General features: G+C 54.3%; 13 protein-coding genes. 7 read left to right on the forward strand and 6 right to left on the reverse strand.

All coding sequences use genetic code 11. The features are described from left to right. From OGX83_RS01115 to OGX83_RS01125, 3 genes are all read right to left on the reverse strand, one after another. Window positions 1-199 (reverse strand): hypothetical protein (locus OGX83_RS01115; RefSeq protein WP_286587238.1); only part of this gene is annotated, 199 nt, incomplete at its 3' end. 69 nt (window positions 200-268) lie between these two features. Continuing rightward, window positions 269-1,132, reverse strand: a complete 864-nt coding sequence (locus OGX83_RS01120) for a YjjW family glycine radical enzyme activase (protein ID WP_071446020.1) — start codon at window positions 1,130-1,132, stop codon at window positions 269-271. Next, window positions 1,104-2,654, reverse strand: a complete 1,551-nt coding sequence (locus tag OGX83_RS01125) for a YjjI family glycine radical enzyme (protein ID WP_286587239.1) — start codon at window positions 2,652-2,654, stop codon at window positions 1,104-1,106. The genes OGX83_RS01120 and OGX83_RS01125 overlap by 29 nt, the downstream gene beginning before the upstream one ends. Before the next feature lie 261 nt (window positions 2,655-2,915). Here OGX83_RS01125 and deoC point away from each other — a divergent pair, with 261 nt between their 5' ends. The 4 genes from deoC (at window position 2,916) to deoD (ending at window position 7,352) form a co-directional block, all read left to right on the forward strand. Then, window positions 2,916-3,695, forward strand: coding sequence for a deoxyribose-phosphate aldolase (gene deoC, locus OGX83_RS01130; protein WP_003019042.1), 780 nt, complete (start codon window positions 2,916-2,918; stop codon window positions 3,693-3,695). Between the two features lie 135 nt (window positions 3,696-3,830). Beyond that, window positions 3,831-5,153 (forward strand): thymidine phosphorylase, encoded by a 1,323-nt coding sequence (deoA, locus tag OGX83_RS01135; protein WP_003845626.1) that lies wholly within the window; start codon window positions 3,831-3,833, stop codon window positions 5,151-5,153. A 51-nt stretch (window positions 5,154-5,204) separates the two neighbouring features. Then, window positions 5,205-6,428, forward strand: coding sequence for a phosphopentomutase (gene deoB / locus OGX83_RS01140; protein WP_003019037.1), 1,224 nt, complete (start codon window positions 5,205-5,207; stop codon window positions 6,426-6,428). 204 nt (window positions 6,429-6,632) lie between these two features. Further along, window positions 6,633-7,352 (forward strand): purine-nucleoside phosphorylase, encoded by a 720-nt coding sequence (gene deoD, locus OGX83_RS01145; protein WP_000224864.1) that lies wholly within the window; start codon window positions 6,633-6,635, stop codon window positions 7,350-7,352. Between the two features lie 150 nt (window positions 7,353-7,502). Here the strand turns inward: deoD and lplA are convergent, their stop codons facing one another. After that, window positions 7,503-8,519: a lipoate--protein ligase gene (lplA, locus tag OGX83_RS01150; protein ID WP_234103074.1), complete on the reverse strand. Its 1,017-nt coding sequence runs from the start codon at window positions 8,517-8,519 to the stop codon at window positions 7,503-7,505. A 37-nt stretch (window positions 8,520-8,556) separates the two neighbouring features. Next, complete coding sequence (locus OGX83_RS01155; protein WP_003829948.1) at window positions 8,557-9,198, reverse strand: YtjB family periplasmic protein; 642 nt, start codon at window positions 9,196-9,198, stop codon at window positions 8,557-8,559. Between the two features lie 115 nt (window positions 9,199-9,313). On the opposite strand from OGX83_RS01155, the gene serB reads away from it, so the two are divergent. The 3 genes from serB to nadR all read left to right on the forward strand — a co-directional run bounded on the left by serB (window position 9,314) and on the right by nadR (window position 13,066). Further along, complete coding sequence (gene serB, locus OGX83_RS01160) at window positions 9,314-10,282, forward strand: phosphoserine phosphatase (protein ID WP_003829946.1); 969 nt, start codon at window positions 9,314-9,316, stop codon at window positions 10,280-10,282. 83 nt (window positions 10,283-10,365) lie between these two features. After that, complete coding sequence (gene radA, locus OGX83_RS01165) at window positions 10,366-11,748, forward strand: DNA repair protein RadA (protein ID WP_003829944.1); 1,383 nt, start codon at window positions 10,366-10,368, stop codon at window positions 11,746-11,748. 88 nt (window positions 11,749-11,836) lie between these two features. Continuing rightward, the gene (gene nadR / locus OGX83_RS01170) at window positions 11,837-13,066 is read left to right on the forward strand and encodes a multifunctional transcriptional regulator/nicotinamide-nucleotide adenylyltransferase/ribosylnicotinamide kinase NadR (protein ID WP_003829942.1); all 1,230 of its coding nucleotides are present in this window, start codon (window positions 11,837-11,839) and stop codon (window positions 13,064-13,066) included. Between the two features lie 200 nt (window positions 13,067-13,266). Here nadR and ettA read toward each other — a convergent pair whose 3' ends face one another. Beyond that, a complete protein-coding gene (gene ettA, locus OGX83_RS01175; RefSeq protein WP_003829940.1) occupies window positions 13,267-14,934 on the reverse strand; it encodes an energy-dependent translational throttle protein EttA in 1,668 nt (555 codons plus the stop codon). Window positions 14,935-15,178: the final 244 nt, after the last annotated feature.

A 15,178-nucleotide genomic window follows, 5' to 3' on the forward strand; every position in this document is an offset into this window, starting at 1 on the left:
CGGCGCTGTGACTGGTCGTGCCTGCTATCCGTAACCGCGGAACCTGAAAAGGCTTGCAGGCGATAACAGTATCTACAAAAGTGTGTGCTTCGTAGGCCTGATAAGCAAAGCGCATCAGGCATAACTTCGCCGGATCGCGGCTGCGTCTTATCCGGCCTACAAAAGTGTGTGTTTCGTAGGCCTGATAAGCAAAGCGCATCAGGCATAACTTTGCCGGATGGCGGCTGTTTTTTCTCCGGCCTGCAAATGATGTCGCCGCATCCGGCAATCACAGGTACAGCGCCGGGAAGATCAAATTATCCACTCTGCGCTCGCGCAATCTTTGCGCCAGGTGTTCCACATCCTTCGGCGTGGCGCTCGGCCAGTCCTTCGCTTCGCCATACACCCCGTGCGCATGAAAGGCATTCAGCCGTACCGGTACGTCACCGGTGCGTTTGATAAACGCCGCCAGCGCATCGATATGCTGTAGATAATCTTCCTGACCAGGAATAACCAGTAGGCGGAGTTCCGCCAGTTTTCTCTGCCCGGACAAAAAGGTAATGCTTTGTTTAATCAGCGTGTTATCGCGGCCGGTAAGCTGCCGATGACACGTGCTGTCCCAGGCTTTTAAATCCAGCATTACGCCGTCGCACACCGGCAGCAGCTTCTGCCAGCCGGTTTCGCTCAGCATGCCGTTGCTGTCGACCATGCAGGTCAGGTGTTGCAACTGCGGATCGGTTTTTATCGCGGTAAATAGCGCCACAATAAAGGGGAGCTGGGTAGTCGCTTCACCGCCACTAACGGTTATCCCTTCGATAAACAGTGACGCTTTACGAATATGTTGCAGCACTTCATCAACGCTCATACTCTGCGCCATCGGCGTGGCCTGCTGGGGGCACATGTGCAGGCAGGTGTCACACTGCTGACACACATCGGACTGCCACCACACTTTCCCTGCGCTCAGGCTCAGCGCCTCATGCGGGCAATGCAGCACACACTCCCCGCAGTCGTTGCAGCGTCCCATCGTCCACGGATTGTGGCAATTTTTACAGCGCAGATTACATCCTTGCAGAAACAGAGCCAGGCGACTGCCCGGCCCGTCGACGCAGGAGAAAGGAATAAGCCTACTTACTAAAGCGCATCTGCTGTTCATGGCTAATCACGCGAGGTTGTCGTTCCAGAATGCGCGTATTGCGCGCGGCTTCTTCGCCAAGCCAGGTGGTGTTGGTTCGCGACCCTTCGGCGCGATACTTTTCCAGATCCGACAGGCGCACCATATACCCGGTGACACGGACCAGATCGTTGCCGCTCACGTTGGCGGTAAACTCGCGCATTCCGGCTTTAAACGCCCCGAGGCACAACTGCACCAGCGCCTGAGGATTACGCTTGATGGTTTCATCCAGCGTGAGAATGTCGCTGATTCCGGCGTGATAAAACGCGTGATGTGGTGCGACGGTTTGCAGATGGGTGATCGGGTCCGGCTCATCGCCGTAAGGCAGGCGTGCACCTGGCGTGGTGCCGATGTCAGAACTGATCCCCGACTGTGCATGCAGCATCGCGCGCTGCTTCCAGCCATATTTCACCGGGGTATTTTCGACAAACTCCGCCAGGTAGGCGCTAATACGATAGCCGAGTTGATTGGCGAACTCATCTTTCCCATAGCGCGCATTCTGTCCCGCCTTATCGCACAGCAGGTTCACCGCCTCCGCCAGACCATACATCCCGAACATAGGCACAAAACGTTCGGGATCAATCAACCCTTCCTGCACGAGGAAGCTATTCTCAAAGAAATGTGATTTCTCATAGAGGAATTCACATCGTGAATCAATGATGGCGATTTGCTGCTGGCAGTAGTGCGGTAGGGTGCAAGTAAAGAAGTCATCGACAGAGGTGCTGCGCTCTGCGATGGCTTTCAGATTAAGCCTGACCAGCGTGCTTCCACCCCCGGCGAGCGGCAAAGAGTTGTAACAACTGACGACGCCATACTGACCTTTTGTGAAAATTTTATCATTTTCAGGGCCATTGGAAATATGCGGCTTACTGCACTCGCAGATATTTTGCGCCACGTTGAGCAGCAGATCGTCAGGTGTGATTTGCGGGTCATAAATGAATGTCAGATTAGGCGAAACCTGCTTTAACTCTGCATCTGCGCGTAAAATTGCACGGGTGACTGGTGTATCGGCGGGGCCGATATTGGCATGCATAAACGCGTCTGGCAGGGTTCTGTCGAGATAACGCCAGAAACGTTTTATTCGAATATCGATCTCGTCTTGTGTTAGAATTCTAACATACGGTTGCAGCAGGGCATCGAGCTGACCGAGATAAACCGGCATCGACGTCACTGACGGAACATGGTGGTAAAGAATAGTGAGTAAGGACAACGCGTCATCAAGATCCCTGGCGCCTTCCAGCTCCAGCCACGATGAGCCATTGGCCAGAAAACGCGCGTAATCGGGTAAAACATAGCGCGGTTTGAACGGGGCATGACCTTCGTACATATCGCAGATTACCCCATCATCCAGCGCCTGACGTGCCTGTGCAGGCAGTTGCGGGTAAGGCAGCGCGTTTTCAGCTTCCAGCGCCAGAAAGTGGCGTTTCTGCTCAGGGCTGAGCACTGGGCTGGTCACGATTTGTTGGCAACGCTGTTGCAGCGCGAGTTCGCTTGAAGTGGGCATCGTTGATTCCTTTTTATCCCGAAGGTGTAACTCCATTGTAGAAAGCAACGCCGCCGCAACCTTTGATCCGGATGCGCCTGATGCCACCGCATCCCTTTAGAAAAGGTGATTTATTTGAAGTAGATCTCATTAGAGTAATGCAAATCTGTATGTGGTTTTCATTAACTGTGATGTATATCGAAGTGTAATAGCGAGCGGATGTTAGAATACTAACAAACTCGCAAGGTGAAATTTTATACGGCGATGCCGTTGGAGAATGTTATGACCGATTTAACAGCAAGCAGCCTGCGTGCACTGAAACTGATGGACCTGACCACCCTGAATGACGACGACACCAATGAAAAAGTGATCGCGCTGTGTCATCAGGCGAAGACCCCGGTTGGCAACACTGCCGCAATCTGTATCTATCCGCGTTTCATCCCTATTGCGCGTAAGACCCTGAAAGAGCAGGGCACGCCGGACATCCGCATTGCAACCGTAACCAACTTCCCGCATGGCAACGACGACATCGAGATTGCGCTGGCTGAAACCCGCGCGGCGATTGCTTACGGCGCAGATGAAGTTGACGTGGTGTTCCCGTACCGTGCGCTGATCGCCGGTAACGAGCAGATTGGTTTCGATCTGGTTAAAGCCTGTAAAGACGCGTGTGCGGCGGCAAACGTGCTGCTGAAAGTCATCATCGAAACCGGTGAGCTGAAAGAAGAAGCACTGATTCGCAAAGCGTCTGAAATCTCCATCAAAGCCGGTGCTGATTTCATCAAAACTTCTACCGGTAAAGTGCCGGTCAATGCGACGCCGGAAAGCGCACGCATCATGATGGAAGTGATCCGCGACATGGGTGTTTCTAAAACTGTAGGTTTCAAACCGGCTGGTGGCGTGCGCACTGCAGAAGATGCACAGCAGTTCCTGGCGATTGCCGATGAACTGTTTGGCGCTGACTGGGCTGATTCTCGTCACTACCGTTTTGGCGCATCCAGCCTGCTGGCGAGCCTGCTGAAAGCGCTGGGTCACGGCGACGGTAAGAGCGCAAGCAGCTACTAAGCCTTATATTGCCGGAGCTGTAGCGACGTAGGCCGGATAAGGCGTAGCCGCCATCCGGCATTAAGACGACTGCCGGGTGGCGCGTTGCTTACCCGGCCTACAACGGCCTTCTACTCTTTTCCCCTGGGGGTTACCGTGTTTCTCGCACAAGAAATTATTCGTAAAAAACGTGATGGTCATGCGCTGAGCGATGAAGAAATTCGTTTCTTTATCAATGGTATTCGCGACAACACCATCTCTGAAGGGCAAATCGCCGCCCTGGCGATGACCATTTTCTTCCACGATATGACAATGCCTGAGCGAGTTTCGCTGACCATGGCAATGCGTGATTCAGGAACCGTGCTGGACTGGAAAAGCCTGCAGCTGAACGGCCCGATTGTGGATAAACACTCTACCGGCGGTGTAGGTGACGTAACGTCACTGATGTTAGGCCCGATGGTCGCAGCGTGCGGCGGCTATATTCCGATGATCTCCGGGCGTGGCCTGGGGCATACCGGCGGTACACTCGATAAACTGGAAGCGATTCCTGGATTTGACATCTTCCCGGACGACGCGCGCTTCCGTGAAATTATTAAAGACGTGGGTGTGGCGATTATTGGGCAAACCAGCTCGCTCGCACCGGCGGATAAACGTTTTTATGCCACCCGCGATATTACCGCGACGGTGGATTCCATCCCGCTGATTACCGGTTCCATTCTGGCGAAAAAACTGGCGGAAGGGCTGGATGCGCTAGTGATGGATGTGAAAGTGGGCAGCGGCGCCTTTATGCCGACCTACGAGCTTTCTGAAGCTCTTGCTGAAGCGATTGTCGGTGTGGCAAACGGTGCGGGTGTACGTACCACCGCGCTGTTAACCGATATGAATCAGGTGCTGGCCTCCAGCGCAGGTAACGCGGTCGAAGTTCGCGAAGCGGTGCAGTTCCTGACCGGTGAATACCGCAATCCACGTCTGTTAGACGTCACCATGGCGCTGTGCGTGGAAATGCTGATCTCCGGCAATCTGGCGAAAGATGACGCCGAAGCCCGTGCGAAATTGCAGACCGTGCTGGACAACGGTAAAGCGGCAGAGATTTTTGGTCGCATGGTTGCGGCGCAAAAAGGCCCGACCGATTTCGTCGAAAATTATGCGAAGTATCTGCCGACGGCAATGCTCAGCAAAGCGGTATATGCTGATACCGAAGGCTTTGTCAGCGCGATGGATACCCGTGCGCTGGGGATGGCGGTCGTTTCCATGGGCGGCGGTCGTCGTCAGGCTTCGGACACCATTGATTACAGCGTTGGCTTTAGCGATATGGCGCGTCTGGGCGACAGCGTAGACGGACAACGCCCGCTGGCGGTGATCCACGCGAAAGACGAAGCCAGCTGGCAGGAAGCGGCGAAAGCGGTCAAAGCGGCAATTAGCCTTGACGATAAAGCGCCAGAAATTACACCGACAGTCTATCGTCGTATTACCGAATAACTGTATACTGATCTGATCGCTTTTTTGCGGCGCAGATGTATGGAGAACAAGATGAAACGTGCATTTATTATGGTGCTGGACTCCTTTGGTATTGGTGCGACTGAAGATGCGGATCGCTTTGGCGACGTAGGTTCAGACACTATGGGACACATTGCAGAAGCCTGTGCGAAAGGTGAAGCTGACAATGGTCGCAAAGGTCCACTGAATCTGCCTAACCTGACCCGTCTGGGCCTGGTGAAAGCTCACGAAGGTTCTACCGGTAAAATTGCTGCTGGTATGGACGGTAACGCGGAAGTGATTGGTGCCTACGCATGGGCGCATGAACTTTCTTCCGGGAAAGACACGCCGTCCGGCCACTGGGAAATCGCGGGTGTCCCGGTTCTGTTTGACTGGGGATATTTCTCCGATCATGAAAACAGCTTCCCGCAGGAACTGCTGGATAAACTGGTAAAACGTGCCAACCTGCCAGGCTACCTCGGCAACTGCCACTCTTCCGGTACCGTGATCCTGGATCAGCTGGGTGAAGAGCATATGAAAACCGGCAAGCCGATTTTCTATACCTCCGCTGACTCCGTGTTCCAGATTGCCTGCCACGAAGAGACGTTTGGCCTGGATAAACTCTACGAGCTGTGCGAAATCGCACGTGAAGAGCTGACCGAAGGTGGTTACAACATCGGTCGTGTTATCGCACGTCCGTTCATCGGTGATAAAGCCGGTAACTTCCAGCGTACCGGTAACCGTCACGACCTGGCCGTTGAGCCGCCAGCACCGACCGTGCTGCAGAAATTGGTCGACGAAAAAGACGGTCACGTGGTTTCCGTCGGTAAAATTGCGGATATCTACGCTAACTGCGGCATCACCAAAAAAGTGAAAGCCACCGGTCTGGACGCGCTGTTCGACGCCACCATCAAAGAGATGAAAGAAGCAGGTGATAAGACCATCGTCTTCACCAACTTCGTTGATTTCGACTCTTCCTGGGGACATCGTCGCGATATCGCCGGTTATGCTGCGGGCCTGGAACTGTTCGACCGCCGTCTGCCTGAGCTGATGGAGCTGGTGGGTGAAGATGACATTCTGATCCTGACCGCTGACCACGGCTGCGACCCAAGCTGGACCGGCACTGACCACACCCGTGAACACATCCCGGTACTGGTCTACGGCCCGAAAGTGAAACCAGGTTCTTTAGGTCACCGTGAAACCTTCGCGGATATCGGTCAGACGCTGGCGAGCTACTTTGGTACGTCACCGATGGACTACGGTAAAAACATGCTGTAATACCCGTTGTCTTTCGCGCTGTAGATGCGTTGACTTCATTCGATCACCCCGGTCACATAGTGAATCTATGCTCCCGGGGATTCACGAATTCGTCGCCTTCCTACAACGCGAAATCCTTAGGGTATTTCACTGTTTTGCATACGTTTTGTAGGCCTGATAAGGCGTAGCCGCCATCAGGCAATAACAACGAAATAAGGACAAAAAATGGCAACTCCACATATTAATGCAGAAATGGGTGATTTCGCTGACGTCGTATTGATGCCGGGCGACCCGCTGCGTGCAAAGCATATTGCTGAAACTTTCCTCGAAGATGTTCGTGAAGTGAACAACGTTCGCGGCATGTTAGGTTTCACCGGTACTTACAAAGGCCGTAAGATCTCCGTTATGGGTCACGGTATGGGTATCCCGTCCTGCTCCATCTACACCAAAGAGCTGATCACCGATTTCGGCGTGAAGAAAATCATTCGCGTAGGCTCCTGCGGCGCTGTGCGTATGGACGTTAAACTGCGTGACGTGGTTATCGGTATGGGCGCTTGCACCGACTCCAAGGTGAACCGTATCCGTTTTAAAGATCATGACTTCGCTGCTATTGCTGACTTCGACATGGTGCGTAACGCGGTTGATGCGGCAAAAGCACTGGGTGTAGACGCGCGCGTGGGCAACCTGTTCTCTGCTGACCTGTTCTACTCTCCGGACGGTGAAATGTTCGACGTGATGGAAAAATACGGCGTGCTGGGCGTGGAAATGGAAGCGGCGGGCATCTACGGTGTTGCTGCGGAATTTGGTGCAAAAGCGCTGACCATCTGCACCGTTTCCGACCATATCCGTACTCACGAGCAGACCACTGCCGCTGAACGTCAGACGACCTTCAACGACATGATCAAAATCGCGCTGGAATCCGTTCTGCTGGGCGATAAAGAGTAAGGGTTGTTGTGGCCCGGTGGCGCTTCGCTTACCGGGCCTACGGGAATGCCGCTATTAATGCCTGATGGCGGTTCGCTTGTCAGGCCTACAGGAGCGGTCTTGTAGGCCGGATAAGGCGCAGCCGCCATCCGGCAATTCGCCACTAATCGCTTAACGCACGGCCTTCGCCACCCACGCTGCCAGTTCACGCAGCTCGTTTTCCTGATCCGGATATTCCGTAACCAGCGCTTCGCAAGTCTGCTGTAAAACATCGGCGCGATACTGGCTGCCCTGTAGCCGCTCCGCCAGCGCTTCTAACGGCGCGGGATTGAGACTGTCGGTAAACACCTGTGTGCGCGTGATATGACCTTTTTCGACGTCGAAATGCAGCTCAACGCCACCCCAGGTGAAACGCTCGTCCAGCAGATGCGAGAAAGCAGGTGCCTGACCAAAATTCCATTCCCAACTGCTCTGGCGGGCAAAGGTTTCGGCAAAATTTGGCAGGTCCGGCGTTTTATCTGGTGAGATCACTTCCGCTTCAACGCGTTCGCCATAATGAGCAAAAAAGGCTTCCGTGATGGCCTGACAGACCTGTTCATGGGTGATGCCCGGTAACAGCTCCGTCAAATTCGCCACCCGTGAACGGACAGAGGTGATCCCCTTTGCCGCGAGTTTCTTTTTGTCGGGATTGAGATAATTTGCCAGGCGGCTGAGATCGGCATTTAGCAGCAGCGTGCCGTGGTGGAATCCGCGATCTTTCGTTTCCCGATAAGCAGAGCCTGAAACCTTGCGATCGCCGTCTGGCGTTTTCACAACCAGATCGTTACGCCCGGAGGCATCTGCCGTCACACCCAGAGAATTCAATGCGTTGAGGACAATCGCGGTGGAAATGGTTTTGTCGTATTCCGGTTTACCGGCCATAAAGGTAAAGCAGGTATTGCCTAAGTCATGGAACACCGCGCCGCCGCCGCTGCTACGGCGGGCGAGCCGCACGTTGTCTTCCTCCATACGGCGGGTATTACACTCTTTCCACGGGTTTTGCGCCCGGCCAATCACCACCGTATCGGCGTTACGCCACAAGAACAGGACGCGCTGCGTGGCGGGCATCTGGCGAAAAATGCACTCTTCGACCGCGAGGTTAAACCACGGATCGTAAGAGTCTGAGATAAGCAGGCGTAGTGTAGTCATGGTTGATTTCCCTTCTGTTTTACAGTTTTTACTGCTTTTACTCTTTTTTCTCGTTGTCTTCTTCCTGCACCGGTTTGTTGGCGGTCAACAGGAAAGGGGATTGCTGCCAGCGGGTACGCTTGCCTTGCAATAAGGTACGGGTGAGCACGACGCCAATCGCCAGCGCCAGCAGCAGCATCAGGCGTAAGATATTGGTGGTGTTATCTACCTGCTTCGCCTCGGTGGCGAGGGTGTGGGTATCCAGCGTCAGACGCAAATAGCCCAGTGGACCATTTTTCCCCTGAATGGGTTCGACAATCTGCTGGTTAAAATAACCCCCGGCTTTTTTGCCGTCGAGCGCCAGTCGGTCACGAACGTTGACGCTCTCGCCGGTACGCGTAATCAGGTCTCCCTGTTCATCGTACACGCCAGCGTCCAGAATACGGCTACTTTCCGTCAGCTGTGTGAGTACCGCTTTGATGCGTTTTTCATCCGGCGTTTCGGTACGCATTAGCGGAGCAACATTTAGCGCCACCTGGCGGGCCAGCGTACGGGCCAGCTCTTCGAGCTGCGGATTACGCTGCTGCTGGTGACTTTGACTAAACCAGGATGCGCCCTGCATCAGGGCGACGAGCAGAGCAAGACAGAACAATACAATCACTGCACGATGAAGTCGGAATTTCAGTTTTGCGCGAGCCATATTCCACCTGCTGAAAATTTGAGACTTAATGTTGCCAGAAGCGCTGGTTACAGGGTAGCCTCATGCGTTATTTTCCCCTGATGATTCCGACCCGAACGATTTTACAGGAGCTTTAATGCCTAACATAACCTGGTGCGATCTACCTGAAGATGTTTCTCTGTGGCCAGGTCTGCCTCTCTCTTTAAGTGGCGATGAAGTCATGCCGCTGGACTACCACGCGGGCCGCAGTGGCTGGCTGCTGTACGGTCGTGGGCTGGATAAACAACGTTTAACGCAATACCAGAGCAAACTGGGTGCAGCGATGGTGATTGTTGCTGCCTGGTGCGTCGAGGATTATCAGGTGATTCGCCTGGCGGGTTCGTTAACGCCGCGCGCGGCAAAACTGGCGCATGATGCCAAACTGGATGTTGCCCCGTTAGGCAAAATTCCGCATCTGCGCACACCGGGTTTACTGGTGATGGACATGGACTCAACGGCAATCCAGATCGAATGCATTGATGAAATTGCTAAACTGGCTGGAACCGGTGAGATGGTTGCGGAAGTCACGGAACGCGCAATGCGCGGCGAACTGGACTTTACCGCCAGCCTGCGTAGTCGCGTGGCGACGCTGAAGGGCGCTGATGCCAATATTCTGCACCAGGTGCGCGAAACGCTACCGCTGATGCCAGGCCTGACACAGCTGGTGTTAAAACTGGAAACGCTCGGCTGGAAAGTGGCTATTGCCTCTGGCGGCTTTACCTTCTTTGCCGATTACCTGCGTAATAAACTGCGTCTGACGGCGGCTGTAGCAAACGAGCTGGAGATCATGGACGGTAAATTTACCGGCAACGTGATCGGCGATATCGTCGATGCCCAGTACAAAGCCAATACCCTGACCCGCCTGGCACAAGAATATGAGATCCCGATGGCGCAGACGGTGGCGATCGGCGACGGTGCTAACGATCTGCCGATGATCAAAACGGCTGGGCTGGGTATTGCGTATCATGCTAAACCGAAAGTGAATGAAAAGACGGAGATTACTATCCGCCACGCTGACCTGATGGGCGTGTTCTGCATTCTCTCCGGCAGCATGAACCAGAAATGATTAAATTGCCCGATGGCAAGGTGTCCGTAGGCCGGATAAGCGCCTGCGCCATCCGGCAAAAGCGTTAACGAAAGAGGTAAAACGTGGCCAAAGCTCCAAAACGCGCCTTTGTTTGTAATGAATGCGGGGCCGATTACCCGCGCTGGCAGGGGCAATGCAGCGCCTGTCAGGCATGGAATACCATTACCGAGGTGCGCCTTGCCGCATCGCCAACGGTGGCGCGTAACGAGCGGCTCAGTGGCTATGCCGGGAATGCAGGCGTGGCAAAAGTGCAGAAGCTGTCTGACATCAGCCTTGAAGAACTACCGCGTTTTTCCACTGGATTTAAAGAGTTTGACCGCGTGCTGGGCGGCGGTGTGGTACCCGGCAGCGCTATTCTGATTGGCGGTAACCCCGGCGCGGGGAAATCAACGCTGCTGCTGCAAACGCTGTGCAAGCTCGCTGAGCAGATGAAAACTCTGTACGTCACCGGTGAAGAGTCACTGCAGCAGGTGGCGATGCGTGCGCACCGGCTCGGTTTGCCGACAGCGAATCTGAATATGCTGTCGGAAACCAGTATCGAACAAATTTGCCTGATTGCCGAAGAAGAACAGCCGAAGCTGATGGTGATCGACTCCATTCAGGTAATGCACATGGCGGATATTCAGTCTTCGCCGGGCAGCGTGGCGCAGGTGCGTGAAACGGCGGCTTACCTGACGCGTTTTGCCAAAACGCGCGGCGTGGCGATTGTGATGGTCGGCCACGTCACCAAAGACGGCTCGCTGGCCGGGCCGAAGGTGCTGGAGCACTGTATTGACTGTTCGGTACTGCTCGACGGTGACGCCGATTCTCGTTTCCGTACTCTGCGTAGCCATAAAAACCGCTTTGGCGCGGTGAACGAACTGGGCGTCTTTGCCATGACCGAACAGGGCCTGCGTGAAGTCAGCAACCCTTCCGCTATCTTCTTAAGCCGTGGCGATGAGGTCACCTCCGGCAGTTCGGTGATGGTGGTCTGGGAAGGTACGCGCCCGCTGCTGGTAGAGATTCAGGCGCTGGTCGATCACTCAATGATGGCGAACCCGCGTCGCGTGGCGGTCGGTCTGGAACAGAACCGTCTGGCTATTCTGCTGGCGGTGCTACATCGTCACGGTGGCTTGCAGATGGCGGATCAGGACGTGTTTGTTAACGTAGTCGGCGGCGTAAAAGTCACCGAAACCAGCGCCGACCTGGCGTTGCTGCTGGCAATGGTCTCCAGCCTGCGTGACAGACCGCTGCCACAGGATTTAGTGGTCTTTGGCGAAGTGGGGTTGGCGGGCGAAATCCGTCCGGTACCCAGCGGGCAGGAGCGTATTTCGGAAGCGGCGAAGCACGGCTTTCGCCGGGCGATTGTCCCTGCCGCTAACGTACCGAAAAAAGTACCGGAAGGCATGCAGGTCTTTGGCGTTAAGAAGCTTGCGGATGCGTTAAGCGTGTTTGACGACCTATAATCAAATACCCGTACATACTGATTTTGTAGGCCTGATAAGCGAAGCGCCATCAGGCAGTGTTACGCGATTTTTCCAGCAGGAGGCTCTTGTGTCATTTGAATATCTGAAAACCGCCATAAAGCAAAAGGGCTGTACCCTGCAACAGGTGGCGGATGCCAGTGGCATGACCAAGGGATACCTAAGCCAACTGCTGAATGCCAAAATCAAAAGCCCCAGCGCGCAGAAGCTGGAGGCGTTGCACCGCTTTCTCGGTCTGGAGTTTCCGCGCCAGCAGAAAAATATCGGTGTGGTATTCGGCAAGTTTTATCCGCTGCACACCGGCCATATCTATCTTATCCAGCGCGCCTGTAGTCAGGTCGATGAACTGCATATCATCATGGGTTATGACGACACGCGCGATCGCAGCCTGTTTGAAGACAGTGCCATGTCGCAACAGCCTACGGTGCCCGATCGTTTACGCTGGCTGCTGCAAACCTTTAAGTATCAGAAAAATATCCGTATTCATGCCTTCAACGAAGAAGGCATGGAGCCGTATCCGCACGGCTGGGACGTGTGGAGCAACGGGATCAAAACGTTTATGCAGGAGAAAGGGATCCAGCCAAACTGGATCTACACCTCTGAAGAATCAGATGCCCCGCAGTATCTCGAACATCTGGGGATCGAAACTGTGCTGGTGGATCCCAAGCGAACGTTCATGAGCATCAGCGGCGGGCAAATCCGTGAAAACCCGTTTCGCTACTGGGAGTACATTCCGACCGAAGTGAAGCCGTTTTTCGTGCGCACCGTGGCGATCCTCGGCGGGGAGTCGAGCGGTAAATCGACGCTGGTGAACAAGCTCGCCAATATTTTTAATACCACCAGTGCGTGGGAATACGGGCGTGATTATGTCTTCTCCCATTTGGGCGGCGATGAGATGGCGTTGCAGTATTCTGACTACGATAAAATCGCCTTAGGACAAGCGCAATACATTGACTTTGCTGTTAAGTACGCCAATAAAGTGGCGTTCATCGACACCGATTTCGTAACCACTCAGGCCTTCTGTAAAAAGTATGAAGGGCGTGAACATCCGTTTGTGCAAGCGCTTATTGATGAGTATCGCTTCGACCTGGTGATCCTGTTGGAAAACAACACCCCGTGGGTGGCGGATGGCTTACGCAGCCTTGGAAGCTCAGTTGACAGAAAAGCGTTTCAGACGCTGCTGGTCGAGATGCTGCAGGAAAACAATATCAATTTCGTGCACGTTCAGGAGCCTGACTACGACGGTCGCTTCCTGCGCTGCGTGGAGTTGGTGAAAGAGTTGATGGGCGAGCAGAGGTAGGTTTTAATGCCGGATGGCGCTGCGCTTATCCGGCCTACAAGTCGCACTAACCTCGTAGACAGGATGGCGCTGCGCTTGTCCGGCCTACAAGTCGCACTAACCTCATAGACAGGATGGCGCTGCGCTTATCCGACCTACAAGTCGCACTAACCTCGTAGGCCGGATAAGGCGTAACGCCGCCATCCGGCACTTAACGCTAATTACTTAGAAATACGCTTGTACTTAATACGTTTCGGCTCCAGCGCATCGGCGCCCAGCGTACGTTTCTTGTACTCTTCGTATTCGGTAAAGTTACCTTCGAAGAACTCAACCTTACCTTCATCCTGGTAATCCAGAATGTGGGTGGCGATACGGTCGAGGAACCAACGGTCGTGCGAGATAACCATCGCGCAGCCCGGGAATTCCAGCAGGGCGTTTTCCAGCGCGCGCAGGGTCTCGATATCCAGGTCGTTGGTTGGTTCATCGAGCAGCAGCATGTTGCCGCCAACCTGCAGCAGCTTCGCCAGGTGCAGACGACCACGCTCACCACCGGACAGCTCGCCGACGCGTTTGCCCTGATCCACACCTTTGAAGTTGAAGCGGCCCACGTAGGCACGGCTTGGCATCTCGGTGTTGCCGATTCGCATGATATCCAGCCCGCCGGAAACTTCTTCCCACACGGTTTTGCTGTTGTCCATGGCGTCACGGAACTGGTCAACGGAGGCCAGTTTGACGGTTTCACCCAGCGTGATGGTGCCGCTGTCAGGCTGTTCCTGACCGGACATCATACGGAACAGGGTAGATTTACCCGCGCCGTTCGGACCGATGATGCCGACAATTGCGCCTTTCGGTACGGAGAAACTCAGATCGTCGATCAGAACGCGATCGCCGTAGGATTTACGCAGATTGGTGACTTCAACGACTTTATCGCCCAGGCGTGCTCCAGGTGGAATAAACAGTTCGTTGGTTTCGTTACGTTTCTGGTATTCGGTGTTGTTCAGCTCTTCAAAGCGTGCCAGACGGGCTTTACCCTTAGACTGACGACCTTTAGCGCCCTGACGCACCCACTCCAGCTCTTTCTCAATGGATTTACGGCGAGCCGCTTCCTGAGAAGCTTCCTGGGCCAGACGCTGATCTTTCTGCTCCAGCCAGGAAGAGTAGTTACCTTCCCACGGAATACCTTCACCACGGTCCAGCTCCAGGATCCAGCCCGCAACGTTGTCGAGGAAGTAACGGTCGTGGGTAATCGCCACTACGGTGCCTTCGAAATCGTGCAGGAAGCGTTCCAGCCACGCGACGGATTCTGCATCCAGGTGGTTGGTCGGTTCGTCGAGCAGCAGCATGTCTGGTTTTTCCAGCAGCAGGCGGCACAGCGCAACGCGGCGGCGTTCACCACCGGAGAGATTCTCAATTTTAGCGTCCCAGTCCGGCAGACGCAGGGCGTCAGCGGCACGCTCAAGCTGCACGTTCAGGTTATGGCCGTCGTGCGCCTGGATAATTTCTTCAAACTTGCCCTGTTGTGCGGCCAGTTTATCGAAGTCGGCGTCCGGCTCGGCGTACTTGGCGTAAACTTCATCCAGACCTTTCAGTGCACTAACCACTTCGGCAACCGCTTCTTCAACGGATTCACGAACGGTATGTTCTGGGTTCAGTTTTGGTTCCTGCGGCAGGTAACCGATTTTAATGCCTGGCTGTGGGCGAGCTTCACCTTCGATATCGGTATCAATACCGGCCATGATGCGCAGCAGGGTAGATTTACCCGCACCGTTCAGACCGAGAACACCGATTTTGGCGCCCGGGAAGAAGCTCAGTGAGATGTTTTTAAGAATATGACGTTTCGGCGGAACGACCTTGCCGACACGATGCATGGTATAAACGAATTGGGCCACGTTGGACTCGCCTCTATGTTTATCCCGTCATACTTCAAGCCGCAGATGCGTTGGCTGTGTCGTTCACCCCAGTCACGTACTTTTGTACGCTCAGGGGATTCACTTCCTCGCCGCCTTGCTGCAACTTGAATTATTTAGGGCTAATTATTGGTAAATAGTTATCAAAGGCGAAGTGTAGCCTTTTTCATTGCCCAATCCCAGCCAGCAGATCCCACTCGCAACAAAAGTAAAAAAGTGTCCGTGA

The organism is Citrobacter sp. Cpo074, from assembly GCF_030332745.1.
GTDB lineage: Bacteria > Pseudomonadota > Gammaproteobacteria > Enterobacterales > Enterobacteriaceae > Citrobacter > Citrobacter portucalensis.

What these genes read in the sequence shown, in the direction of transcription:
- OGX83_RS01120 (WP_071446020.1), bottom strand. Translation starts at nt 1,132, where the DNA reads ATGAACAGCAGATGCGCTTTAGTAAGTAGGCTTATTCCTTTCTCCTGC.
- OGX83_RS01125 (WP_286587239.1), bottom strand. Translation starts at nt 2,654, where the DNA reads ATGCCCACTTCAAGCGAACTCGCGCTGCAACAGCGTTGCCAACAAATC.
- deoC (WP_003019042.1), top strand. Translation starts at nt 2,916, where the DNA reads ATGACCGATTTAACAGCAAGCAGCCTGCGTGCACTGAAACTGATGGAC.
- deoB (WP_003019037.1), top strand. Translation starts at nt 5,205, where the DNA reads ATGAAACGTGCATTTATTATGGTGCTGGACTCCTTTGGTATTGGTGCG.
- deoD (WP_000224864.1), top strand. Translation starts at nt 6,633, where the DNA reads ATGGCAACTCCACATATTAATGCAGAAATGGGTGATTTCGCTGACGTC.
- lplA (WP_234103074.1), bottom strand. Translation starts at nt 8,519, where the DNA reads ATGACTACACTACGCCTGCTTATCTCAGACTCTTACGATCCGTGGTTT.
- OGX83_RS01155 (WP_003829948.1), bottom strand. Translation starts at nt 9,198, where the DNA reads ATGGCTCGCGCAAAACTGAAATTCCGACTTCATCGTGCAGTGATTGTA.
- serB (WP_003829946.1), top strand. Translation starts at nt 9,314, where the DNA reads ATGCCTAACATAACCTGGTGCGATCTACCTGAAGATGTTTCTCTGTGG.